This is a genomic window from Xanthomonas sp. DAR 80977 (genome assembly GCF_041240605.1).
Lineage (GTDB): Bacteria > Pseudomonadota > Gammaproteobacteria > Xanthomonadales > Xanthomonadaceae > Xanthomonas_A > Xanthomonas_A bundabergensis.
This window is the reverse complement of record NZ_CP162487.1, coordinates 1028749-1053587: the sequence shown is the minus strand read 5'-3', so window position 1 is coordinate 1053587 and position 24839 is coordinate 1028749. Positions and strand designations below refer to the sequence as shown.

20 protein-coding genes are annotated in these 24839 nt (G+C 70.9%); 12 read left to right on the top strand and 8 right to left on the bottom strand.

Annotation, left to right across the window (positions count from 1 at the left end):
* Positions 1–13: 13 nt before the first annotated feature.
* The 3 genes from AB3X10_RS04510 to AB3X10_RS04500 are packed head-to-tail and all read right to left on the bottom strand — an operon-like array spanning position 14 to position 3184.
* Entirely contained in the window at positions 14–1096 is a 1083-nt protein-coding gene (locus AB3X10_RS04510) for an ABC transporter substrate-binding protein (protein WP_369979438.1), read from the bottom strand.
* Positions 1093–2481, bottom strand: coding sequence for a sensor histidine kinase N-terminal domain-containing protein (locus AB3X10_RS04505; RefSeq protein ID WP_369979437.1), 1389 nt, complete (start codon positions 2479–2481; stop codon positions 1093–1095). Before AB3X10_RS04505 ends, AB3X10_RS04510 begins: the two co-directional genes overlap by 4 nt.
* A complete protein-coding gene (locus AB3X10_RS04500) occupies positions 2474–3184 on the bottom strand; it encodes a response regulator (protein WP_369979435.1) in 711 nt (236 codons plus the stop codon). Before AB3X10_RS04500 ends, AB3X10_RS04505 begins: the two co-directional genes overlap by 8 nt.
* A gap of 239 nt (positions 3185–3423) precedes the next feature.
* Between AB3X10_RS04500 and AB3X10_RS04495 the strand changes: the two genes are divergently transcribed.
* The 4 genes from AB3X10_RS04495 (at position 3424) to AB3X10_RS04480 (ending at position 8087) form a co-directional block, all read left to right on the top strand.
* Positions 3424–4623 (top strand): OprO/OprP family phosphate-selective porin, encoded by a 1200-nt coding sequence (locus AB3X10_RS04495; RefSeq protein WP_369979433.1) that lies wholly within the window; start codon positions 3424–3426, stop codon positions 4621–4623.
* A 141-nt stretch (positions 4624–4764) separates the two neighbouring features.
* The gene (locus AB3X10_RS04490) at positions 4765–6090 is read left to right on the top strand and encodes a CitMHS family transporter (protein WP_369979431.1); all 1326 of its coding nucleotides are present in this window, start codon (positions 4765–4767) and stop codon (positions 6088–6090) included.
* A gap of 127 nt (positions 6091–6217) precedes the next feature.
* Positions 6218–6958 carry an acetoacetyl-CoA reductase gene (gene phbB, locus AB3X10_RS04485; RefSeq protein ID WP_369979429.1) on the top strand — a complete coding sequence of 247 codons (741 nt, stop codon included), beginning with the start codon at positions 6218–6220 and terminating at the stop codon, positions 6956–6958.
* Between the two features lie 97 nt (positions 6959–7055).
* The gene (locus AB3X10_RS04480; protein ID WP_369979427.1) at positions 7056–8087 is read left to right on the top strand and encodes a LacI family DNA-binding transcriptional regulator; all 1032 of its coding nucleotides are present in this window, start codon (positions 7056–7058) and stop codon (positions 8085–8087) included.
* A gap of 102 nt (positions 8088–8189) precedes the next feature.
* Here the strand turns inward: AB3X10_RS04480 and AB3X10_RS04475 are convergent, their stop codons facing one another.
* A complete protein-coding gene (locus tag AB3X10_RS04475; protein WP_369979426.1) occupies positions 8190–9539 on the bottom strand; it encodes an MFS transporter in 1350 nt (449 codons plus the stop codon).
* Between the two features lie 308 nt (positions 9540–9847).
* Between AB3X10_RS04475 and AB3X10_RS04470 the strand changes: the two genes are divergently transcribed.
* Together AB3X10_RS04470 and AB3X10_RS04465 are read left to right on the top strand one after the other, a co-directional pair.
* Positions 9848–12289, top strand: coding sequence for a TonB-dependent receptor domain-containing protein (locus tag AB3X10_RS04470; protein WP_369979424.1), 2442 nt, complete (start codon positions 9848–9850; stop codon positions 12287–12289).
* Positions 12290–12331: 42 nt separating this feature from the next.
* Positions 12332–14233: an alpha-amylase family glycosyl hydrolase gene (locus AB3X10_RS04465; protein ID WP_369979423.1), complete on the top strand. Its 1902-nt coding sequence runs from the start codon at positions 12332–12334 to the stop codon at positions 14231–14233.
* A 503-nt stretch (positions 14234–14736) separates the two neighbouring features.
* Here the strand turns inward: AB3X10_RS04465 and AB3X10_RS04460 are convergent.
* The 3 genes from AB3X10_RS04460 to rsgA all read right to left on the bottom strand — a co-directional run bounded on the left by AB3X10_RS04460 (position 14737) and on the right by rsgA (position 17921).
* Positions 14737–15417: a type 1 glutamine amidotransferase domain-containing protein gene (locus AB3X10_RS04460; RefSeq protein ID WP_369979421.1), complete on the bottom strand. Its 681-nt coding sequence runs from the start codon at positions 15415–15417 to the stop codon at positions 14737–14739.
* A gap of 106 nt (positions 15418–15523) precedes the next feature.
* On the bottom strand, positions 15524–16777 hold the full coding sequence (locus AB3X10_RS04455) for a flavohemoglobin expression-modulating QEGLA motif protein (RefSeq protein ID WP_369979419.1): 1254 nt from the start codon (positions 16775–16777) through the stop codon (positions 15524–15526).
* Between the two features lie 28 nt (positions 16778–16805).
* Complete coding sequence (rsgA, locus tag AB3X10_RS04450) at positions 16806–17921, bottom strand: ribosome small subunit-dependent GTPase A (protein WP_369979417.1); 1116 nt, start codon at positions 17919–17921, stop codon at positions 16806–16808.
* 90 nt (positions 17922–18011) lie between these two features.
* On the opposite strand from rsgA, the gene AB3X10_RS04445 reads away from it, so the two are divergent.
* The 3 genes from AB3X10_RS04445 (at position 18012) to AB3X10_RS04435 (ending at position 20759) form a co-directional block, all read left to right on the top strand.
* Complete coding sequence (locus tag AB3X10_RS04445) at positions 18012–19295, top strand: pyridoxal phosphate-dependent aminotransferase (protein WP_369979415.1); 1284 nt, start codon at positions 18012–18014, stop codon at positions 19293–19295.
* Between the two features lie 90 nt (positions 19296–19385).
* Positions 19386–20027 (top strand): SGNH/GDSL hydrolase family protein, encoded by a 642-nt coding sequence (locus tag AB3X10_RS04440; protein ID WP_369979413.1) that lies wholly within the window; start codon positions 19386–19388, stop codon positions 20025–20027.
* Between the two features lie 60 nt (positions 20028–20087).
* Positions 20088–20759, top strand: a complete 672-nt coding sequence (locus AB3X10_RS04435) for a methyltransferase domain-containing protein (protein WP_369979411.1) — start codon at positions 20088–20090, stop codon at positions 20757–20759.
* Between the two features lie 25 nt (positions 20760–20784).
* On the opposite strand, the gene AB3X10_RS04430 is transcribed toward AB3X10_RS04435, so the two are convergent.
* A complete protein-coding gene (locus AB3X10_RS04430) occupies positions 20785–22959 on the bottom strand; it encodes a TonB-dependent siderophore receptor (RefSeq protein WP_369979409.1) in 2175 nt (724 codons plus the stop codon).
* 301 nt (positions 22960–23260) lie between these two features.
* Between AB3X10_RS04430 and AB3X10_RS04425 the strand changes: the two genes are divergently transcribed.
* From AB3X10_RS04425 to AB3X10_RS04415, 3 genes are all read left to right on the top strand, one after another.
* Positions 23261–24193 (top strand): AfsR/SARP family transcriptional regulator, encoded by a 933-nt coding sequence (locus AB3X10_RS04425; protein WP_369979407.1) that lies wholly within the window; start codon positions 23261–23263, stop codon positions 24191–24193.
* A gap of 127 nt (positions 24194–24320) precedes the next feature.
* Positions 24321–24455 carry a hypothetical protein gene (locus AB3X10_RS04420; RefSeq protein WP_369979405.1) on the top strand — a complete coding sequence of 45 codons (135 nt, stop codon included), beginning with the start codon at positions 24321–24323 and terminating at the stop codon, positions 24453–24455.
* Positions 24456–24520: 65 nt separating this feature from the next.
* Complete coding sequence (locus AB3X10_RS04415) at positions 24521–24838, top strand: hypothetical protein (protein WP_369979403.1); 318 nt, start codon at positions 24521–24523, stop codon at positions 24836–24838.
* Position 24839: the final 1 nt, after the last annotated feature.

The following is a 24839-nucleotide window of genomic DNA, read 5'->3' as shown; positions in this document are numbered from 1 at the left end:
CGCCGCCGGCGCCTCAGCGCGGCGGCTTGCGGCGCATGCTGCTGCGCCAGGCATCCAGGAACTGGCGGCGCTTGAGCGCGTCCAGGTACACCAGCAGGCCCGGCCCCAGCGCGATCGGGCGCAACGCCGGCGACGCCGCCGGCACGGCGCCACCGGCAGCGGGCAGCTGCAGGATCGGCTTGAGCCGCGCCTCGCGCGACAGCACCTGCTGGCCGCGCGGCGACAGCAGGTAGTCGAGGAAGCGGCGCGCCTCGGCCGCATGCGGCGTATCGCGCGGGATGACCGCGGTGCGCAGCGCGACCAGGGTGTAGTCCTCCGGCTGCACGATCGCCAGCGGCGCGCCGGCGTCGATGCGCGCCTGCGCATAGGACCCGAGCACGTTGTAGGCCAGCAGCAGTTCGCCGCGGCTGACCCGGTCCAGCAGCACGCCGGTGCGCTCCTCCAGCACCACCTGGTTGTCGCCCATCGCCGCCAGCAACGCGCCGGCCATGCTGCCGATCTGCCCGTCCTGGGTCGCGAACAGATAGCCGACGCCGCTGCGCTCCACGTCGTAGGTGCCGATCCGGCCGCGCAGCGGCAGGCCCGGCGCGCGCAGCAGTTCCAGCAGCTGGCGGCGCGTGCGCGGCACCTGCGCCGCCGGCAGCCGCGTCCTGTTGTAGACGATCGCCACCGGCTCGTAGCTGATCCCGAACGCCTCGTGCCGCCATTGCGCCCACGCCGGCAACGCCTCGGTCTGCGGCGAGCGGTGCGCGAGCGCGTGGCCATCGTTCACCAGCTTGGTCTGCAGGTCCATGCTGGCGCTGATCAACAGGTCGGCGCAGCGCGCCCCGGGCCGCGGATGCAGGTAGCGCTGGTACATGTCCCAGGCGATGACGTCCTGGTACACCACCTCGGTGCGCGGATGCAGCCGCTGGTAGTCGCCGATCACCGCGGCGAACACCTCGATGTCGGTCGAACCCTGGATGCACAGCTGCGCCGTGGCCGCGCCCTGCGCCGGGAAACGGCGGATGTCGCCGGGCGCGGCGGTGGCGTGGTGGAACAGCACGCAGCCCAGCAGCAGCAGCAGCGCGGCGCGAAGCGATCGAAACGCGGTCATGGATGCAGCCTGGGCAGGCGCAGGCTGGCGATCAGGCCGCCGCCGACGCGGTTGGACAGATCGATGCGCCCGCCGTGGCTGTCGACCACGCGCTTGACGATCGCCAGGCCGAGCCCGGCGCCGCCGGCGGCCGCGCCCTCGCCGCGCGCGAAGCGTTCGAACACGCGTTCGGCGTCGGCGGCGGCGATGCCGGGGCCGTGGTCGGCCACGGTCACCACGCAATCGCGCGCCTCGCAGGTCAGCGCCACCTGCAGCGCGCCGTCGCCGCCGTACTTGCAGGCGTTGTCGATCAGGTTCTTGATCGCCTCGCGCAGCAGCAGCGCATCGCCGCGCACCAGCGCCGCCTCGCTGGCGATGGCCAGCTGCACGCGCGGACGCGGCTGTGAGTGCGGCAGCGCCTCGTGCAGCGCCTGGTGCACCACCTCGGCCAGGTCGACGCTGGCATAGCGCTGCAGGTTGGCGCGGTGGATCACGCTGGCGTCGCTGAGCAGCTGGTTGAGCAGCCGGCTCATGTGCGTGGCGTTGCGCTCGATCGCCTCCAGGCTGCGGCGCATCTCGCGCGGATCGTCCTCGTCCAGCGCCAGTTGCGCCTGCGCGCGCAGCGCCGCCAGCGGCGTGCGCATCTGGTGCGCGGCCTCGGCCATGAACGCGCGCAGGGTCTCGTTGCTGCCGGCCAGGCGCGCCATGAAGCGGTTCAACGCCGCCACCATCTGGTGCATCTCCTGCGGCGCGGCCACCGCCAGCGGTTTCAGCTCCGACGGCTCGCGCCGCGACAGGTCGCGCTCGATCCGGTGCAGCGGGCGCAACGCGCGATACACGCCCAGCCACACCAGCGCCAGCGACAGCAGCGACAGCAGCGCGATGGCCACCAGCGCATGCAGCACCACGTCCTGCGCCAGCGCTTCGCGCGCGCGCCGGGTCTGCCCGACCTGCACCCACACCTCGTCCTGCGCCGCCGCCGACGACACCCGCCGCGCCACCACCGCGAAACGCACCCGCTCGCCGCTGTAGGGCGCGTCGAACAGCCGCGGCGGCGCGCTGGCGCGCGGCAACGATGGCGCCTTCGGCAGATCGCCGTAGCCGGTGATGGTGCGCCCGCGCGCATCGAACACGCGGTAGAACACCCGGTCTTCCGGCGCCATCGCCAACAGATCCAGCGCCGCGTACGGCAGGTCCACCTGCCATTGCCCGCCGGCCAGCGCCACCGAATCGACGATCGACAGCGCCGAGGACACCAGCAGGTGATCGTAGGAACGGTTGGCCGCGCGCTGGCCGTAATCGCGCGCGGCGAAGAACAGCGCCACCGCGCCGAGCAGCGACAGCACGCCCAGGTACAGCAGCAGCGTGCGCCGGATCGACGGCGCCGGCAGCGCGGCCTCAGCCATCGCCGCCGGCGTCCTGCGGTGGCGGCGACGCCTCGGCCTCGGCCGCCTCCAGCTTGTAGCCGACCCCGCGCACGGTGACGATGCGCAGCGGCGCGGCAGCCAGCTTCTTGCGCAGGCGCCCGACGTACAGCTCGATCGCATTCGGCCCGGCCTCGTCGTCGAAACCGAACAGGCCGTTGCCGATCTCGTCCTTGCCCACCACCTGGCCGAGCCGGCCGATCAGGATCTCCAGCAGGCGGTATTCGCGGTTGGGCAGCTCGATCGGCATACCGTCCAGGCTGACCCTGTGCGCGGCGTTGTCGAAGGCGAAGCCGCCCAGCTGCACCACTTCGCTGGCGTTGCCGCGGTTGCGCCGCAGCAGCACCCGGCAGCGCGCCTCGAACTCGCGGAAATCGAACGGCTTGCCCAGGTAGTCGTCGGCGCCCACGTCGAGCGCCTGCACGCGGTCCTCGATGCCGTCGCGCGCGGTCAGCATCAGCACCGGCGTGGTGTCGCCGCGCTCGCGCAAGCCGGCCAGCACGCGCAGGCCATCCAGTCCGGGCAGGCCGATGTCCAGCACCACCAGGTCGAAGCTCTGGTAGCGCAGCACGCTGGCCGCCCCCAGCCCGTCGCTCTGCCAATCCACCGCATGCCCGCTGCGGCGCATGCGCCGCACGATCGCATCGGCCAGATCGGCATTGTCCTCGACTAACAAGAGACGCATTGGGGATTCGGGATTGGGGATTGGAGAAGCGATCTCCGGCGAGCGGATGCTAACGCGCCTGCGCCAATGGAAACAGCGAAGCGCCGGGCTTTTGCCAATCCCGAATCCCCAATCCCCAATCCCGGCCCCACCGACAGGTCGATGACAGCTACGCCGCACTAGGCTGCAGCCACGCTGGCCTGCGGCTTCCGCTGCGGGCTACCGACTCATCGACGCGCTGCGCGCACCTGGGAGGGTACGTGGACCTGAAGAAATCGAGCCTGTGCGGCGCTTGCGCCTGCGCCTTGCTGTCCCTGCCCGCGCTGGCGCACGCCGCCGACGGCGACGACGACGGTCCGGTCACCGCCGAGATCGGCGGCCGCCTGCACTGGGATTTCGCCCAGTTCGACAACGACCACCGCGGCACGCCCAATCCCGACGACACCGAGATCCGCCGGCTGTGGATCGACGTGTCCGGCAAGTTCTTCGGCTTCGGCTACAAGGTCGAAGGCGATTTCGCCGGGTTGCAGGACGACTTCAACGGCAAGGGCATCGAGGCCAAGGACGTCTACCTGACCCGCACCTTCGACGCCGGCACGCTGAGCGTCGGCCAGTTCAAGCAGTACTTCTCGCTGGACGACCGCACCGGCTCCAACTTCGGCCAGTTCCTGGAGCGCAGCGGCGCGGCCAGCACGCTGGCGCCGCTGTACCGCAAGGCGGTGTCGTGGCAGGCCGCCGGCAAGGACTACACCTGGGCCGCCAGCGTCTACAGCCTGGAGAGCATCGACGTGTCCAACATCAAGGGCGATGCGTTCGGCGGCCGCGGCACCTGGGCGCCGGGCACGCGCGACGGCGACGTGCTGCACCTGGGTCTGTCGCTGGCGCACGAGCGCTACGACCATCCCGGCGCCAACGGCGCGCCGGCCTTGAGCATCCGCCCGCGTCCGGCCGGGCACCTGTCCGACGACAGCCGCATCACCCTGGCGCGCTTCGCCGACGGCCGCGATACCGACGTGGACAAGTGGTCGCTGGAATACGCGCAGGTGCGCGGCCCGCTGTCGTGGCAAGGCGAGTTCAGCGGCGGCCTGTTCGACGACGGCGCGCAGCGCGCGCAGGTGCTGTCCGCCTACGGCTTCGTCAGCTGGTTCGCGACCGGCGAATCGCGCCGCTACGACGGCAAGACCGGGCGCTTCACCCGCATCAAGCAGGTCAACAACCCGCGCGGCGCGTTCGAACTGGCGCTGCGCTACGACCGCATGTGGGGCACCCAGCACCTGGACGGCCAGGCGGACTTCCTCGACGCCTCCACCGCGTCGTGGACCCTGGCCGGCAACTGGTACCTGAAGCCGAACCTGCGCCTGATGCTGAACCTGATCGACAGCCGCAACCGCGACCATCTGGCCGGCACCACGCTGGACCATACACGGGCGATCACCGGGCGGTTTCAGTACGACTTCTGAAAGCCGGGATTGGGGAATGGGGATTCGGGAATCGCAACGGCGGGATTACGCGATTTGATGCGTTGTCGGCTTGCGGTCTGCGGCTGCCCTCTCCTGCTGCCGGGTTCGATTTTTTTCCACGCACCACCCTGAGGAACTCACATGCTGACCGCGCTCGGTTTCGGAATGGTCATCACCTTCATGTACCTGATCATGAGCAAGCGGCTGTCGCCGCTGGTCGCGCTCATCATCGTGCCGATCGTGTTCGCGCTGGCCGGCGGCTTCGGCACCGGCATCAACGAGATGATGCTGGAAGGGATCAAGAAGATCGCGCCGACCGGCGTCATGCTGATGTTCGCGATCCTGTACTTCGGGGTGATGATCGACGCCGGCCTGTTCGATCCGCTGGTGCGACGCATCCTGCGCCTGGTCAAGGGCGACCCGATGAAGATCGTGGTCGGCACCGCGGTGCTGGCGCTGCTGATCTCGCTCGACGGCGACGGCTCCACCACCTACATGATCACCGTGTCGGCGATGCTGCCGCTGTACCGGCGCATCGGCATGAACGCGCTGAACCTGACCTGCGTGACCATCCTCGCCGGCGGGGTGATGAACCTGACCCCGTGGGGCGGGCCGACCGCGCGCGCGGCCACCGCGCTGCACGTGGACCCGGCCGACGTGTTCGTGCCGCTGGTGCCGGCGATGGCGCTGGCGATCGCCGGCATCCTGCTGCTGGCCTGGTACCTGGGCATGCAGGAGCGGCGCCGGCTCGGCGTGGCCGCGCTGCCCGGCGACAGCTGGCTGGACAGCAGCGTGGCCGACGACGGCGATGCGCTGCCGACCGTGGAAGACGCCGAGGACATCAAGCGGCCGAAGCTGCTGTGGGTGAACCTGGCGCTGACCCTGGCGCTGATGGCGGCGCTGGTGGTCGGCGTGCTGCCGATGCCGGTGCTGTTCATGATCGGCTTCGCGCTGGCGCTGCTGATCAACTATCCGAACCTGGCCGAGCAGCGCCGGCGCCTGGTCAACCATGCCGGCAACGTGCTGTCGGTGGTGTCGCTGATCTTCGCCGCCGGCGTGTTCACCGGCATCCTCTCCAACACCGGCATGGTCGAGGCGATGTCGCGCAGCTTCCTGGCGGTGATCCCCGATGCCTGGGGTCCGTACCTGGCGGTGATCACCGCGCTGGCCAGCATGCCGTTCACCTTCTTCATGTCCAACGACGCGTTCTACTTCGGCGTGCTGCCGATCCTGTCCGAGGCCGCCAGCCACTACGGCATCACCCCGGTGGAAATGGCGCGCGCCTCGCTGGCCGGACAGCCGGTGCACCTGCTCAGCCCGCTGGTGCCCTCGACCTATCTGCTGGTCGGCCTGGCCAAGGTCGATTTCGCCGACCACCAGCGTTTCACCCTGAAGTGGGCGGTGCTGGTGTCGTTGTTGCTGATGGGCGGCGGATTGTTGTTCGGCCTCTTTCCGCTGGCACGTTGACCGCCGCCCGGGATTGGGAATTCGGGATTCGGGATTCGTAACAGCCCAGGCCCGCTCCGTTTGTCCAATCCCCAATCCCCAATCCCGAATCCCCACTCCCGAATCCCAACTCCGAAGGAGTTCTTGCATGACCCTACGCATCGCCTACGTCACCAGCGGCATGGGCAGCATCGGTACCGCGATCTGCCAGAAGCTGGCGCGCAACGGGCACACCGTGGTCGCCGGCTGCGGCCCCAATTCGCCGCGCAAGTCGGCGTGGCTGCGCGAGCAGCGCGAACTGGGCTTCGACTTCGTCGCCTCCGAAGGCAACGCCACCGACTGGGATTCCACCGTCGCCGCGTTCGCCAAGGTCAGGGCCGAGGTGGGCGAGATCGACGTGCTGGTCAACAACGCCGGCGGCAGCCGCGACACGCTGTTCCGGCAGATGAGCCGCGAGGACTGGCAGGCGGTGATCGCCAGCAACCTCAACTCGCTGTTCAACATCACCAAGCAGGTGGTGGACGGCATGACCACGCGCGGCTGGGGACGCATCGTCAACATCGGCGCGGTCAGCGCGCAGAAGGGCCAGATCGGGCAGATCAACTACGCCACCGCCAAGGCCGCGATGCAGGGCTTCAGCCGCGCGCTGGCGCAGGAAGTGGCCTCGCGCGGGGTCACCGTCAACACCGTCTCGCCCGGCTACATCGCCAGCGCGGCGATCAGCAGCTTCCCGCCGGACGTGCTCGACCGCCTGGCGACCTCGGTGCCGTTGCGCCGGCTCGGCAAGCCCGAGGAAGTGGCCGCGCTGTGCGGCTGGCTGACCTCCGACGAAGCCGCCTACGTCACCGGCGCCGATTACGCGGTCAACGGCGGCCTGCACATGGCCTAGCACCTGCCGCGCGCGCCGCCTGCGCGCGCAGGCGGTCGCGCCGCAGCGGGTGGCATACACTGCCGGTTCCGCTCCCTGCGCCACCCGCCGACACCGCATGCCCGACAAACCCGACCGCAGCGCGCCCAGCGCGCGCCTGCAGATGGCCGATATCGCGCGCATGGCCGGCGTGTCCGAGTCCACCGTCTCGCGCGCGCTGGCCGACAACCCGGTGGTCGCCGAGCGCACCCGCGCCTACATCAAGCAGCTGGCGCGGGAGGCCGGCTACAGCGTCGATCCGGTCGCGCGCAGCCTGCGCTCGCGGCGCTCCAACATCGTCTGCGTGGCGGTGCCGCTGATGCACGCGCACGAGCAACCGCTGTCGGACCCGTTCATGATGACCATGCTGGCGCTGCTCGCCGACGCCTTGACCGCGCGCGGCTACAGCATGCTGCTGTCCAAGCTGGACCGGCACCAGGACCACTGGGTCGAGGACCTGGCGCGCGGCAGCCGCGCCGACGGCGTGATCATGCTCGGGCAGAGTTCCGAACACGCCGCGCTGGATGCGGCCGCGCGCGGCGGCCTGCCGATGGTGGTGTGGGGCAGCCGCATCGACGGCCAGGCCTACGTCAGCGTCGGCAGCGACAACCTGCGCGGCGGCGAACTGGCCACCGCGCACCTGATCGAGATCGGCCGCCGCCGCATCGCCTTCCTCGGCGACGAGCAACTCCCGGAAGTGGCGCCGCGTTTCGCCGGCTACCGGCGCATGCTCGAGCGGCATGGCCTGGAATTCGATCCGCGGCTGCATGCGCGCAGCCACTTCCTCAGCGAAGACGCCTATCGCCTGACGCGGGCGATGCTGAAGAAGGCCGATCCGCCCGATGCGGTGTTCGCCGCCTCCGACGTGATCGCGCTGGGCGCGATCCGCGCGCTGACCGAAGCCGGCCACCGCGTCCCGCAGGACATCTCGCTGGTCGGCTTCGACGACATCCCGCTGGCCGCCTACAGCCAGCCGCCGCTGACCACGGTGCGCCAGGACCTGGCGCAGGCGGCGACGCTGCTGGTGGACGGCGTGCTGAGCCTGATCGCCGGCGAGCCGCTGCAGTCGGTGGAGCTGGCGGTGAGCCTGGTGGTGCGGGATTCGGCGTGAGGCCGGGATTGGGGATTCGGGATTGGGGATTCGCAAGAGCGGGACCTGCGAACTGAGGCCGCACTAGCCGACCTCGGCTTTTTTATCCCGGCTCGCACAACTTCAACGCGCAACGCTGCGCTTTTGCGAATCCCCAATCCCCACTCCCGACTCCCGGCCCTTCTTCACCAACAGCATCGCCAGCGCCGCCATCAGCATCAAGGCGCCGGCCAGGCGGATCACGTTGCGCGGGTCGCCATGCAGCACGGACTCGAAGTACAGCGGCAAGGTCACGATCTGGATCAGCATCGGCAGCACGATGAACAGGTTGAACAGGCCCATGTACACGCCGGTGCGCTCGGGCGGGATGCTGTCGGCCAGCATCAGGTAGGGATTGCCCATCATGCTCGCCCAGGCCAGGCCGATGCCGATCATCGGCAACAGCAGCAGCCAGCGGTCCTGGATCGCCGGCAGCAGGCACATGCCGATGCCGGCGGCGAGCAGGCAGGCCGCGTGCGTGGCCTTGGGGCCGACGCGCCGCGCCACCGGCACCATCGCGAACGCGGCGACGAAGGCGACGAAGTTGTAGAAGCCGCCGATCTGGCCGTTGACCAGCCCGGCTTCGCGGAAGCCGTGCGAATCGGGCTCGGTGGTGCCGAACAGGGTGGTCGACAGCGACAGCACGATGTATTGCCAGTAGCAGAACATCGCATACCACTGGAACAGCATCACCGGCGCCATCTGCTTCATCGTCGGCGGCATGTGCCGCACCGCATCGGCGATCTCGCGCAGCGTGGCCAACGGCCCGGCCGGCGCGCCGCGCAGGCGCTGCAGCTCCAGCGGCGGCAGCACCGGCTCGCGCACGCTGCGCGCGGTGAGCAGGATCGAGGCGGCGGAGAAGCCCGCGCCGATCGCGAACGCGGCGATGGTGACGTAGGGGATGCGGTGCGCATTGGCCGCGTCCTGGTTCATGCCGAACCACACCAGCAGCGGCGGGGTCACGTAGGCCAGGGTCTGGCCGAGGCCGGTGAAGGCGCTCTGGGTGAGGTAGCCCAGCGGGCGCTGGCGCGGCGCCAGCACGTCGCTGACCAGGGCGCGATACGGTTCCATCGCCACGTTGTTGGCCGCGTCCAGCATCCACAGCAGGCTCACCGCCATCCATAGCGCCACGCTGAAGGGCATCAGCAGCAGGCACAGGCTGCACACCAGCGCGCCGACCACCATGTACGGCATGCGCCGGCCCCAGCGGGTGACGGTGCGGTCGCTCAGCGCGCCGACCACCGGCTGCAGCACCAGGCCGGTGATCGGGCCGGCCAGCCACAGGTACGGCAGGCTGGCGTGATCGGCGCCCAGGTAGTTGTAGATCGGGCTCATGTTGCTCTGCTGCAGGCCGAAGCTGTACTGCACGCCGAAGAAGCCGGCGTTGAGCGCCAGCACGCGCGACAGCGGAAGCAAGGGGCGATCGGAGCGCATGGGCATCAGCCTGACAGGAAGCCAAGGACGCCGCGGGCGGCGCGCCGCGGCGGCGGAGCGGATGTTCGGAGCAATGCAATCGTTTGTAACGCTGCGTTGCACCATGACCGAATGGGCATTGCACAGGATCAGGTAGCCTTCATCGGCAGCTGCCCAGCTTTGCTGCAGCGCAAATTGCAATCGATTGCGGAAGGCCGTATCACTGCGCCACCCCACCGCCTGTCCGGCATGGGCGAGCGCCGGTCCCCGCCGTCGCGCGCCGCATGCAGGCCCTACCCGCGTCACCCTTCGCTTCGGGAGAGATAGCGATGCACCACCCTTCGATCCGCCTGCATACCCTGGCCTGGGCCGTCGCCGCGGCCCTGGCCGCCCCGGCCGCCTTCGCCCAGGACGCGGCCGCGCCGGCCGCCCAGCCCGCTCCCGCGCAAGGCGACGTGGTCAGCCTGGATTCGGTGTTCGTGACCGGCACCGCCACCGCCAAGAGCAAGCTCAAGTCCAGCGTGTCGGTCAGCACCGTCGGCGCCGAGGCGATCGAGCAATCCGCGCCGCGCTCGACCGCCGAGATCTTCCGCAACATCCCCGGCATCCGCTCCGAATCCAGCGGCGGCGAAGGCAACGCCAACATCGCGGTGCGCGGCCTGCCGGTGGCCTCCGGCGGCGCCAAGTTCCTGCAGTTGCAGGAAGACGGACTGCCGGTGCTGGAATTCGGCGACATCGCCTTCGGCAATGCCGACATCTTCCTGCGCGCCGACGACAGCCTGGAGCGCATCGAGGCGATCCGCGGCGGCTCGGCCTCGACCTTCGCCAGCAACTCGCCCGGCGGCATCATCAACTTCATCAGCAAGACCGGCGAGACCGCCGGCGGCAGCGTCGGCCTCAGCCGCGGCCTCGGCCGCTTCGACAACACACGCCTGGACTTCGACTACGGCGCGCCGTTCGCCGAGCACTGGCAGTTCAACGTCGGCGGCTTCTACCGCCGCGGCGACGGCGTGCGCGACGCCGGCTACGCCACCGACAAGGGCGGCCAGCTCAAGGCCAACCTGACCCGGCTGTTCGACAACGGCTACGTCCGCGTCTACGCCAAGTACCTCAACGACCGCGCCGCCGCCTACACCCCCGTGCCGACCCTGGTCAGCGGCAGCGACGGGTCGCCGCACTTCCACGACGTGGGCAGCTTCGACCCGGGCCGCGACACCCTGTACAGCCCGTATTTCCGCAGCAGCAACAGCCTGGACGGCAGCAACCGGCTCACCCGCGTCGCGCTCGGCGACGGCATGCACCCGGTGTCGCGCGCGATCGGCGCCGAGGCGCAGTTCGACATCGGCGGCGGCTGGACCCTGACCGACAAGTTCCGCATCGCCGACACCTCCGGCCGCTTCGTCTCGCCGTTCCCGGCCGAAGTGGCCGACGCCGCCAGCCTGGCGGCGCAGATCGGCGGCGCCGGCGCGACCCTGCGCGATGCCGACGGCCAAACCTACAGCGGCCAGGCGGTGCGCACCCACCTGTTCAACACCCGCATCAACGACCTCGGCAACGCGGTCAACGACCTGAGCCTGGCGCGCGACTTCGGCAACGGCGATGGCGGCAACGTCAACCTCAAGGCCGGCCTGTACAGCTCGCGCCAGGTCATCGACATGGACTGGACCTGGAATTCCTACGTGCAGTCGGTGTCCAGCCGTTCGCGCCTGCTCGACGTGGTCGCCGCCGACGGCAGCCTGCTCTCGCAGGACGGCCTGTACGCCTACGGCGTGCCCTACTGGGGCACCGACAACACCCGCCACTACGACGTGCGCTACACCATCAACGCGCCGTACGTGGCGCTGGGCTGGGACCAGGGCCCGCTGAGCGTGGACGCCAGCCTGCGCTACGACATGGGCAAGGCGCGCGGCGACACCGCCGACGGGCGGCTGGTCGACAATCTCGACGTCGATGGCGACGGCATCATCCAGGCGCCGGAGCGCCGCGTGGCGACGATCGACTACGCCAACCGCAAGCCGGTGGACTACGACTGGAACTACCTGTCGTACTCGGTCGGCGGCAACTACATGCTCAACGACGACCTGGCCGCCTTCGCCCGCTACAGCCGCGGCGCGCGCGCCAACGCCGACCGCCTGCTGTTCGGCGTGGTGCGCGACGACGGCTCGGTGTCCTCCGACGAAGCGGTGAACTTCGTCAAGCAGCTCGAGGGCGGCCTGAAGTGGCGCGCCGGCGGCCTGAGCGTGTTCGCCACCGTGTTCGCCGCACGCACCCAGGAACAGAACTACGAAGCCACCAGCCAGCGCTTCTTCAACCGCACCTACAAGGCGCACGGGCTGGAGCTGGAAGCGTCCTACCGCGCCGGCGGCTTCGGCCTCAACGGCGGCGCGACCTGGACCGATGCGACCATCGACAAGGACCAGATCACCCCGGCCAACGCCGGCAACACGCCGCGCCGCCAGGCCCGGTTCGTCTGGCAGCTGACCCCCAGCTATCGCGGCGAGCGCTACGAGGTGGGGGTCAATGCGATCGGCACCAGCTCGGCCTATACCCAGGACAACAACCAGTTGAAGATGCCCGGCTACACGCAGGTGAACCTGTTCGGCAATTACCGCGTCACCGATGCGCTGACCCTGTCGCTGAACGTCAACAACCTGTTCGACGCCTTCGGCCTGACCGAGGCCGAGGACGCGAGCATTCCGGACAATGCCATCATCCGCGCCCGCTCCATCCCCGGCCGTACCGCCAGCATCGGCGTGCGCTACGACTTCTGACCCCCAAGGAGCCCGCCGCGCCCGCCCCGGGCGCGGCCCATCATGAACGCTGTTGCCTCCCCCCTCCCCGATCACGCCGGCGTGCAGGCGGCCCTGGCCGCCCAGCCCGGCGCGCAGGCGCGCTACGGCGCCCATGGCCCCCGCCTGTTCGCCGCACTGCAGGCCCTGTACGGCGACCATCCGGACTACGCGCAGTGGCTGCCGCGCTGGCTCGATGCGGTCGCCGCCACCATCCGCGCGCGCCCGCCGGCATTGGCCGACCTGGATGCGGCGCGCGCGCCGGACTGGTTCGGCGACCCATCGATGCTCGGCTACAGCGCCTACGCCGACCGCTTCGCCGGCACCCTGGCCGGGGTCGGCGAACGCGTGCCCTACCTGCAGGAACTGGGCGTGCGCTACCTGCACCTGCTGCCGTTCCTGCGCATGCGCGAAGGCGACAACGACGGCGGCTTCGCGGTCAGCGACTACGGCCAGGTCGAGCCGCGGCTCGGCGACAACGCCGACCTGGTCGCCCTGACCACGCGCCTGCGCGGCGCCGGCATCAGCCTGTGCGCCGACTTCGTGCTCAACCACACCGCCGACGACCATCCCTGGGCGCTGGCCGCCAAACGGGGCGACGCGCGTTACCTGGACTACTACCACCACTTCGCCGACCGCCACCTGCCCGACCGCTACGAGCGCACCCTGAGCGAGGTGTTCCCGCACACCGCGCCGGGCAACTTCACCTGGGTCGAGGACGCCCAGGCCTGGCTGTGGACCACGTTCTATCCCTACCAGTGGGATCTGGACTGGAGCAATCCCGCGGTGTTCGGCGAGATGGCGCTGGCGCTGCTGCAGCTGGCCAACCTGGGCGTGGAAGTGTTCCGGCTGGATTCCACCGCCTACCTGTGGAAACGCGAAGGCAGCGACTGCATGAACCAGCCCGAGGCGCACACCATCCTGCAGGCGTTGCGCGCGCTCACCGACATCGCCGCGCCGGCGGTGCTGCTGAAGGCCGAGGCGATCGTGCCGATGGCGCAGCTGCCGCCCTACTTCGGCAACGGCCGCGCACGCGGCCACGAATGCCAGCTGGCCTACCACAGCACGCTGATGGCGGCCGGCTGGGTGGCGCTGGCCGCGCAGCGCGGCGACATCGTGCACGGCGTGATCGCGCAGACGCCGGCGTTGCCGCCGGCCTGCGCGTGGCTGAGCTACGTGCGCTGCCACGACGACATCGGCTGGAACGTGCTGCGCCACGAAGCGGCCGGCGGCGACGGCAGCGCGCCGTTCGACCTCGCCCAGGCCGCACGTTTCTTCGCCGGCGACGCGCCGGGCAGCTATGCGCGCGGCGCAGCGTTCCAGAGCAGCGGCGACGGCGTGCACGGCAGCAACGGCATGAGCGCCGCACTGGTCGGCATCGAAGCGGCGCTGGCCGACGGCGATGCCGACGCGCTGGAACTGGCAATCCGGCGCCTGCTGCTGCTGTATGCGCTGGCGCTGGCGATGCCCGGCATCCCGTTGCTGTACATGGGCGACGAACTGGCGCTGGGCAACGACGCGGGCTATCGCGACGACCCGCTGCGCCGCCACGAAGGCCGTTGGCTGCACCGTCCGGCGATGGACTGGGAGCGCGCGGCGCGGCGCGGCGACCGCGGCAGTCTTCCCGGCCAGGTGTACGCCCGTTTGCGGACCCTGATCGCCGCGCGCGCGGCCACTGCCGCCTTGGCCGCCGGGCAACCGCTGCGCGCGTTGCCGCTGGGCGATCCGGCCTTGCTCGGGATCGCCCGCGGCGTGGACTTCGTCGCGGCCTACAACTTCAGCGCGCAGCCGGTGGCGGTGGATCGCACCGCCTTGGGCGCTGGCCACTGGCAGGCCATCGCCGACGGCGGACTCGACGCGACCGCGCTGCAGGAATGGAATGGCATGTTGCCGGCCTATGGCATGCGCTGGTGGCGGCGCGGCTGAGCGCAGCGCGTAACATGCCGACGCGGCGGGCTGGAGAAAGGTCTGTAGAAATCCGCATGAGAGGGACTTTGCGAGCGCAGCGGGCTGGCGAAGATTCAGCCATGGCGCACAAGGCGCCGCCTGGATCCAGCTCCGCTGCAGTCAGGACTGAAGTCCCTCCCACAGAAAGCAGCAATACCTGCACGGCAAAGTCCCCTTGTGGGAGCGACTTCAGTCGCGACGAACGAAGTCCGGATGCCTGCGCGGCTCCGGACACAGTCGGGGCTGAAGCCCCTCCTACAGAAAGCGGGCACGGCCTGCATCACCAAGCACCCTGTAGGAGCGGCTTCAGCCGCGACGAACGAAGCCGCAGACTTCTGCGAGCCCGCACACAGTCGGGACTGAAATCCCTCCTACACAAGGCAGGCAGGCGCCTAGCCTCACCAGCCGCCTATAGAAGACCCTCGAGCCAGCATTGCGACGCGCGTCCAGCAATCCGCCGACAAACGCACGCCCCCAGCCGCTTACTTGCCCAACAACCCCAGCAAGGCCTTCGCCGCCTCCTCGGACGACGCCGGGTTCTGGCCGGTGACCAGGCGGCCGTCCACCACCACGTGCACGCCCCAGTCGGCGCCCTTCTCGTACAGGCCGCCCAGCCGCTGGAACTCGTCCTCGATCAGGAACGGCACCACGTCGGTCAAGCCGACCGCCGCTTCCTCACCGTTGGTGAAGCCGGTGACGCGGCGGCCCTTGACCAGCGGCGCGCCATCGGCGGCGGTGACCCGGCGCAACGCACCGGGCGCGTGGCAGACGAAGCCGATCGGCTTGCCGGCACGCTCGAACGCTTCGATCAGCGCGATCGAGGTCTGGTCTTCGGCAAGATCCCACAGCGGGCCGTGGCCGCCGGGATAGAACACGCTGTCGTAGTCGGCCATCCGCACCTCGGCCAGCGGCCGCGTGCTCGCCAGTTGCTGCTGCGCCGCCGGATCGGCCTTGAAGCGGTGCGTGGCGTCGGTCTGCGCATCGGCCGCGTCGCTCTTCGGGTCCAGCGGCGGCTGCCCGCCCTTGGGCGAGGCCAGGGTGACTTCGGCGCCGGCATCCTTGAACACGTAGTACGGTGCGGCGAATTCCTCCAGCCAGAAGCCGGTCTTGTGGCCGGTGTCGCCGAGGCGGTCGTGCGAGGTCAGCACCATCAGGATCTTCATGCGGATGTCCTTTTTTGCGTGGGGAACGGCGGCCATGCGCAGGCAGGCCGGGCGCGCAGTATCGGCACGCGGACATTCGCGACGGGTGAGCGCGGCGCGGCGGCGTTCAGGCGCCGCCGGCGCCGTCCAGCTGGTCCATGCGGATGCGGTTGGCGAACAGCGAGAACGCCAGCATGCCGGCCAGGCCGCTGGCGCGCGCCACCCAGGTCGGCAGCCAGCGCGGCGGCGCCAGCACCCCCGCCTCGAACAGCGGCGCGAACGCGGCCACGTCCTCCAGCGCCATCTTGCCGGCGAACAGCCAGCGGCACAGCGGCAGGCGATCGCGCTGCAGGGCCTGGCGGAAGAACGTGTGCACCGATACCAGCCCGCGCAGGTACACGGTGTCCTTGGTGAACGCGGCGCCGCCGCCGGTCGGCACGCCGCGGAACACGCGCTGCGCCGAGGAGAAGCTCTCCGCCGGCGACTGCCCGGCCGCGTCGAAATAGCGGAACACCTCGACGAAATCGGCGCCGCCGCGCGCCAGCGCGATCGCCTCGATGCGCAGGCTGATGCGCTTCATGCGCTCGATGTCGATGCTGCCGGTGATCTGTTCGGCGAAGGTCGCCAGCCCCTCCTGGGTCGCGGTGACCCGCGGCGAGGACAGCGCCAGGCTCGGCAGCTGCGCCTGCTCGCGGCCGTTGAGCGCGGTCAGCGAATGCACCAGCGCCTCGTGGTGGAACAGCTGCGCGCGGTCGTAGTCGCTGAACGAGGCGCCGGAACGCAGGCGGATGCGGTGCGCGCCGGCCGCGGCCTTGGCCAGCAGCTCCGGATCCAGTTCGACCGCGATCACCCGCGCGCCGAAGAAGTCGTCCAGGTCCTGCTGCAGCTGCAGGCGCAGCGCCGTCGCCGACACCGGCACCTGCTCCTCGGCCGACAGCAGTTCGCGGTCCAGCTCCTGCGCGATGTGGATGAAATGGCGCGCGGCGTCGCGGGTGGTCGGGCCATGCCCGGGCATCGGGTCCTCGGGCACGCCGAACAGCTGCGCCGAATACGTGCCGACCGCCGGCGTGCCCAGCGATTCGAGCAGGGCCGCGGCGAGGTCCCAGCTGTGCACCGAGGCCTGCAGATAGGCGCCGAGCGGATGCGCCGGATCGGCGGCCTGGGCGATCGCGGCCAGTTCGCGGCGCGTGTCGGCGAAATCCAGCCGCGGGTACTGCACCTGCGGCAACTGCGGCTGGCCGCGCGCCACGCTGTCCAGGAACGGCGCCTGCACCGCCGCCGGCCAGCTCGCCAGCGCCAGCAGGCGGATGCCGCGCACCGCCTTGACCAGGCGCGCGTCCAGCGCGGCGTGGTGGCGGATGTCGGCAGGCAGCGGGGTCATCGCGAGCGTGGCGGCGGCCGGTGGCCGGTCAGCGGCGCTGGTTGCGCGGCGGCGGGCGCTTGCCGCCCGGCTTGCCCGCGGCGGGCCGGCCGGACCTGCCGGCGGCCGCGTTCTGCGCCTGGCGCTGCGCCAGCTTGCCGGCGGCGCCGGCGACCTCGTCGCGCAGCTTCATGTAGTTGGCCAGCCGCGCCTCGTCGATCTCGCCGCGCTCGATCGCCGCCTGCACCGCGCAGCCAGGCTCGGCCTGGTGCGCGCAATCGTTGAAGCGGCACTGCGCCGCCAAGGCCTCGATGTCGGCGAAGCCGCCCTCGGCCAGGTCCTCCTCGCCGGTGGGCTTGAGCTCGCGCATGCCCGGCGTGTCGATCAGGCAGGCGCCGGACGGCAGCGGCAGCAGCGCGCGGTGGGTGGTGGTGTGGCGGCCGCGCGAGTCGTTCTCGCGCACCGCCGCGGTGCGCATCTTCTGCACCCCGAGCAAGGTGTTGGTGAGGGTGGACTTGCCGGCGCCGGACGAGCCGACCAGCACCGCGGTGCGCCCGGCCCCCAGCCACGGCCGCAGCGCCGCCACGCTGTCCACGTCCTTGGCGTTGACGGTCAGCAGGGGAATGTCCTGCGCGGCCAGTTCTTCCAGCACCGCCAGCGCGTCGGCCGCGTACTCGGTGAGGTCGGCCTTGGTCAGGATCACCACCGGCTCGGCCCCGCCGCCGCCGACCAGCAGCAGGTAGCGCTCGATGCGCCGCGGATTGAAGTCCGCATCCAGGCCGCAGACGATGAACACCGTATCGATGTTGGCCGCGATCACCTGCTGGTGGTAGTGCTCGCCGGCCGCGCCGCGCTTGATCGCGGTGCGCCGCGGCAGCAGCGCCACGATGCGCTTGTCGTCCTCCAGCAGCACCCAGTCGCCGACCGCGGCGCGCTCGTGGCTGGGGAAGCGCGGGCGCTGCCATTCCGGCAGCGACTCGACCTTGAACCCGGTGTCCACCGCATCGGCCACCACGTAGCCGGTGCGGTGCTGCTCGCTGACCCGTGCCGGCCGCGCCAGCGGGTGCGCGTCGAACAGCGCGCGCCAGGCCGGCTCCTCGGGCAGTCCGGGCCAGGGCCAGCCGATGGGGCGCAGCGCGTCGAAGTCGATCGGGGGGGAGCTCATGTGCGGATTCTAGACGGTGCGGGCCCCGGCCCGGCCGCCGTGTCACATTTCCGCTACCATGCCGGTTCCACGCCCCCACCGGCCAATGCGATGCCCACGCCCCCGATCAAGCCGCTCGCGATCCGCGAACGCCTGTCCGAAGTCCGCTACGAGATCCGGGGCGAACTGGCGCGGCGAGCCCGGGAGCTGGAGGCGCAGGGGCGCAAGCTGATCAAGCTCAACATCGGCAATCCCGGCGCGTTCGGGTTCCGTGCGCCGGAGCACCTGCAGCGCGCGATCGCCGACGACATGGGCCGCACCGACCCCTACACCCACCAGCAGGGCCTGCCGGAGGCGCGCGAGGCGATCGCCGCGGCCTATGCGCGGCGCCAGCACCCGGACGCGCATCCGGACCGGATCTTCGTCGGCAACGGCGTCAGCGAGTTGATCGACCTGTCGCTGCGCGCCCTGCTCAACCCCGGCGACGAAGTGCTGGTGCCCTCGCCCGACTATCCGTTGTGGTCGGCCGCCACCATCCTCAACGACGGCCGCCCGGTGTACTACCGCTGCGCGCCGGAGAACGGCTTCCAGCCCGACCCGGTGGAGATCGAGACGCTGGTGTCCTCGCGCACCCGCGCCATCGTGCTGATCAACCCGAACAATCCCAGCGGCGCCAGCTATTCGCGCGAGCTGCTGGAGAAGATCGTGGCGATCGCGGCCAAGCACAACCTGCTGCTGATGGTCGACGAGATCTACGACCAGGTGCTGTACGACGGCGCCGACTTCGTGCCGGTCGCGCCGCTGGCCGGCGACCACCCGTGCATCAGCTTCGGCGGCCTGAGCAAGGTGCACCGCGCCTGCGGCTGGCGGGTGGGCTGGGCGCTGCTGTCCGGCGCCGCCGAGCGCGTCACCGACTTCCGCAACGCCATGGACCTGCTCGGCGCGCTGCGCCTGTGCGCGAACGTCCCCGGCCAGTACGCGATCGACGCGGCGGTCAACGGCCCGGACACGATCTCGCCGCTGTGCGCGCCGGGCGGGCGCCTGTACGAGACCCGCCGCGCGGTGATCGAGGCCTGCGCGGCCAGCGAGCACCTGTCGCTGGTGCAGCCGGCCGGCGCGCTGTACGCGTTCCCGGCGGTGGTCGGCGCGGCCGCGCGCAACTTCGACGACCACGATTTCGCCCTGGAACTGATGAACGACGAGGGCGTGCTGGTGGTGCCCGGTTCCAGCTTCAACGTGCCCTACCGCCACCATTTCCGCGTGACCCTGTTGCCCGAAGCGGCGGTGATGCGCGAGGTGTTCGCGCGCATCGACCGGGTGCTGGCGCGCCGCGCCGAGGCGGCGACCAAGGTGGTGCCGCTGAAGCCGCGCAACGCGGTGGCCGGGGGGCGGTGAAGCGGGGATGGGGAATCGGGAATGGGCAAAGCGTGAACCGTTCCTGCGACTCCTGGTTCCGCTGATGGCGCCGCCGTCGGTGCTGCAAGGATGAGCCAGGCCAGCTTCGCCCCGCTCCAGCATGCTCCCCTGCGCTATCTGGCGCTGGGCGATTCCTACACCATCGGCGAGGGCGTGGCCGACCGCGGGCGCTGGCCGATGCAGCTGGCCGCGGCGCTGCGCCACGACGGCCTCGCCATCGCCGATCCGCAGATCGTGGCCACCACCGGCTGGACCACCGACGAACTCGACGCCGGCATCGATGCCGCCGCGCCGCAAGGGCCGTTCGCGCTGGTGACGCTGCTGATCGGGGTCAACAACCAGTACCGCGGGCGCGCGCTCGACGACTACCGCACGCAGTTCGCCGCGCTGCTGCAACGCGCGATCGGCTTTGCCGACGGCCAGCCGCGGCGGGTGCTGGCGGTGTCGATCCCGGACTGGGGCGTGACCGCGTTCGCGCGGCCGCCCGCGCACGATCCGGCGCGTATCGGCGCGCAGATCGATGCGTTCAATGCCGCCGCACAGGCCTGCTGCCAGGCGCAGGCGGTGCGCTTCGTCGACATCGCCGCGGCCAGCCGCGACGGCGGCGGCGATGCGGCGATGCTCGCCGCCGACGGCCTGCATCCGTCCGCGGCGATGTATGCGCGCTGGACCGCGTTGCTGTTACCTGCGGCGCGCGATGCGTTAGCCTAGCGGAGTACGACGCCCCGCTGCCAAGGACCGACATTGCGCGACGCCAGCACCATCCAGCCCATGAGCCGCCCGCAGGCATTGCGCATCGCCCGCGCCTTCCTGCCGGCGCATCCGCTCGGCAACCGCTACGACTACTACTACACCCGCACCAAGCTGCGTACCGATCCGCTCTACCCCGGCGTGCTCGCCGCGCTGCGCGGCACCGACGCGCCGGTGCTGGACCTGGGCTGCGGCCTGGGCCTGCTCGCGCATGCGCTGCGCGCCGACGGCCAGCGGCAGCGCTACCACGGCGTGGACATCGACGCGGCCAAGATCCGCCGCGCGATCCGCATCGCCGCGCGCAGCGACCTGCACGGCGCCCGCTTCGAGGTGGTCGACCTGGGCCAGGCCTGGCCCGAGCACAGCGGCAGCGTGGCGATCCTGGACGTGCTGCAGTACCTCGACGCCGCCATGCAGGCCAGCCTGATCCGCAGCGTGGCGAAGATGCTCACGCCCGGCGCCAAACTGGTGATCCGCAGCGGCCTGGGCGACGCCAGCGGCCGCGGCCGCACCAGCCGCATCACCGACGTGCTCGCGCACCTGGCCGGCTGGATGCAGGAAGTGCCCAAGTGCTATCCCACCCGCGACAGCCTGGAACGCCAGCTCGGCGACGCCGGGCTGCGCGCCACCTTCGCGCCGCTGTACGGCAACACCCCGCTCAACAACTGGCTGATCGTGGCCGAGCCGCGCTGACGCGGCCGGCCACGCGCCGCGCCCTTCAGAACTTCCAGGACAGGGTCAGTTCCACGTCGCGCGGATCGCCGTAGATCAGCTGGGTCTGGTAGACGATGTTGGCGTAGTAGGTGCGGTCGAACAGGTTGCGCACGTTGAGCTGCGCCGACCATGCCTGGTTGATGTCGTAGCGCGCCATCGCGTTGGCCAGCAGCACGCTGCCCTGGCGCAGGCGCAGCGCATTGCCCTGCGGGTCCACCGACTGGTCGTAGAACGCCGACTGCCAGCTCAGCCCGCCGCCGATGCGCCACGGCCCGCCCTGCCAGGTGGCGAACAGCGTGCCCTCGCGGCGCGGGCTGGTCGGGTTCACGTCCACGCCGCTGGCGTCGTTGGCGTCGAACTGGGCCCAGCCGGCGCTGATCCGCCACTGCTCGGACAGTTCGCCGTCGAGCTGGAACTCCACGCCCTGGCTGACCGTACCCTGGGCGGCACGGTAGGCCTGGTCGGTGGTGCCCGGCACCAGTTGCCCCACGTCGGCCACCGCGAGGTTGTCCTGCTCGATGCGGAACAGCGCCAGCGCGGCATTGAGCCGGCCGCCGAAGTATTCGCCCTTCGCGCCGACCTCGTAGCTGTTGCCTTCCAGCGGCGCCAGGTAGCGCCCGTTGCGGTCGCGGTTGTCCTGCGGCTTGAAGATGCCGGTGTAGCTGGCGTAGAGCGAGTGCGTGTCGCTCAGGTCGTAGATCAGTCCCGCGTAGGGCGTGGTGCGGCCGTGGCGCGCGTAGGAGTTGGACGGCGTCATCCGGTCGGTGTTCTTCCAGTCGCCCACGCGCGCGCCGACGATGGCGGTGAGGTCGTCGCCGAGGCGGAAGCGCCCGGCCGCATAGGCCGCCACCTGGCGCACCACGTTGTCGCTGCTCTTCGCCAGCGGCGTCCACTGCGGCTGCGCCAGATCGCCGGTCCAGGCGTAGACGCTCTCGGCGACCAGCGGCTGCAACGGGGAGTTGGCCCAGTTGCGCACGCTGCGGTCCATCCAGGTCGCGCCGGCGACCAGCTCGTGCTCGCGGCCCCACAGCGTCAGCGGCAGGTTGACGTAGGCGTCCAGGCTGTCCTGCGTGGTGAGCGCGGGATAGCGGCCGCCGTAGTTGCTGCTCAGGCCCAGCCCGGTGTCCTTGTCCGGATACTGGTAATAGCCGAACAGCACCGACTTCCAGTCGGTCTCGAAGCGCTGGTGCGAATACTCCACGTGCAGCTGCGCATCGTTGCCGAAACGGTGGGTGAGCCCGGCGAAGGCGTTGGTGGTGTCGGCCACGCCGCGCGCCCAGCGCGGGGTGAACGAAGCCGAGCGCGAGAAATCCGTGCGGCTGCCGTCGCTGAAGAAGGCCGGCACGCCGCCCCAGGTGGTGCCGCGGCCATCGTTGCGTTGCGTGTTGACGCCGACATAGCCATGCGTGGCGTTGCCGAAGTCCGCATCGACGATGCCGTACAGCAGCCCCGAGGTCTTGCTGTAGTAATCGCGGAAGGAATCCTTGTCCTCGTAGCTGGCGACCACGCGGCCGCGCACGCGGCCGTCGGCATTCAACGGCGACTGCACGTCGGCCGTGCCGCGGTAGCGGTCCCAGCGGCCGGCCGACAGGTCGACGCGACCTGTGAACGCGTCGCTGTCGGCGTGCTTGCGCACCAGGTCGATCGAGGCCGCCGGGCTGCCGGCGCCGGTGGTCAGGCCGTTGGCGCCGCGCACGATCTCGACCCGGTCGTAGATCGCCATGTTCTGCTGCACGTCGCCGCTGTAGTCGGTGGGGATGCCGTCGATGCGGTAGTAGTCCACCTCGAAGCCGCGCACCGTGATGTAGGTGCGCTCGGTGTCCCAGGTCGGCGAATTGAAGCCGGCGACGGTGTCGGTGACGTCCTGCAGCGACTGCAGGTTGCGGTCGGCGATCTGCTGGCGGGTCACCACCACCACCGACTGCGGGGTTTCCCGCAGCGACAGCTCCAGCTTGGCCGAACTGCGCGCCACGTCGGCGGTGTAGGAGTCGCTGCCTTCGGTGGCGCCGCCGCGGCGCGCCTGCACCTGCAGGCGGTCGAGGTCGACCGGATCGGCCGTGCCGGCGCTGGATTGCGCCGCGGCCAGCAGCGGCCAGGAACAGGCCAGCGCCAGCAGCGAGCGCGACAGACGGGAATCGGCACGCGCGAAGGCGCGCACGGCGATGGTGCGGTTGGACATGGGTGCAGCCTCGTGCAGCGGGGGAGGACGCCGTCGTCGACGGCCGATGAGGCTGGCGGCGGTCGTTCCCGCTGGAGGCGCACGGACCGGTGGCTTGCTAGGTCGCGCATGTTCGATCCGGCCCGGATCGCTGTCAATCCCTGCGCCGGCGCTGCAGGCCGGCGCCGGCATGGCCCGGCGCGGTCGCCGCTCCCTGCGGCCGCGGCCGCGAGGCCTGCACGGCGATGGCCGCTGTCCCTGCCGAATCGCGTTTGGGTTCAGGGCAGGGGGCAGCAGCGATGTTCGGAGGAGGGCGGCAGGGATGTTCAGGATATGGGTGTTTGGATCGGTCTCGATCGCCTACGGCGACGCGCGCGCGGTCGCGGTGCCTGGACGCTGCGGCAGCCTGCTCGCCTACCTGGCGCTGGGCCAGCGGCGCTATTTCAGCCGCAGCGAACTGCTCGCCAACCTGTGGCCCGAGCGCGATGCGAGCGCGTCCAGCGGCTCGTTCAACACCGCGTTGTGGCGCTTGCGGCGGATCGTGGAGACGCCGCCGCTGCGGCACGGCGACCTGATCGTCAGCGATCGCCGCGGCGCCATCGGCCTGGACGGGCCGATGCAGATCTGGCTGGACGTGGCCGAGTTCTCCAGCCTGATCGACCCGGCGCTGGGCAAGCCGCCGGAGCGGATGGGCGAGGCGGACGTCGAGGCGCTGCGCCGCGGCGTGGCCCTGTACCGCTCCGACATCCTGATGGACCTGGCCGACGACTGGGCGCTGCGCGAGCGCGAGCGGCATCGCCGCAGCTATCTCAACGCGCTGTGGCGGCTGATGCAGCTGGCGCGGCTGCGCCACGACTACGCCGACGGCATCCGCCACGCGCAGGCGATCCTCGACAGCGACACCCTGCGCGAGGACGTGCACCGGGAACTGATGCAGCTGTTCGAACTCAACGGGCAGCGCGCGCACGCGCTGCGCCAGTTCGAACGCTGCCGCGACCTGCTGCGCCGCGAGCTGGCGATCCAGCCGATGCGCGAAACCCTCAGCCTGTACCAGCGCATCGCCGACGGCGCGATCGGCGCGGCCGCCGAAGCGCACGCCGGCTCCCCCGCCTTCGCCGCGCCGGCGCCGATGCAGATGCCGGTGCAGCTGCCGGTCGCCGGCCTGCAGGCGCAGTTGCTGATCGAGGCCGCCCGCCGCGGCCTGGCCTCGGCCGATGCGCAGTTGCAGCTGAGCCTGCAATTCCTGGAGCACTGAGCGCGCCCGCCGCGTTCGCCCCGGCGGCGTGGGCCACTGCGGCCCGGCGCCGCGCTGCCGTGCCCGTTGCCACGCCTGCGCCCTCCCCTTTACCCATGCGCCCATGCGCCGCCACAGCGGCGAGCGCATGACCGCGCCCGTCCCGGCCCGAGCAGCGCTGCACGTGCGCGGCGCAAGCGCCGGCGCGCCCGCTGCGGCACGCCGCGCCGGCGCGCATCACCGCCGCATCACCGACCTTGCCGCTGCGGTGATCCCGCGGTGAGCCGCCGGTGACATCGCGGTGAGCGGCGCCGCCTAGGGTGGCTGCAACCCGATGGAAACGCGGCAATGGCATTGCTCGAGGACCGCACCGCCGTCTTCATCATCCGTATCTGGTGCGAGCGCGGCGATGCCGACAGCGCACTGGGCGAATGGCGCGGATCGGTGGAACACGTGCAGAGCGGCGAACGCCGCTTCTTCCGCCACCTCGACCATGCCCTCGCCTTCATGCAACCGCATCTGCAAGGCATCGGCATCGATGGGCGGCAACGGTTCTGGGAACGCATCGGCGCGGCGATCGACCCCGAACCGGGCGCCGGCGCCGCACTGGAATTGGCCGCCGTCCCCGTGACCGTCCCGCCGCCCCGTCCACGCAAACGCCGCTAGG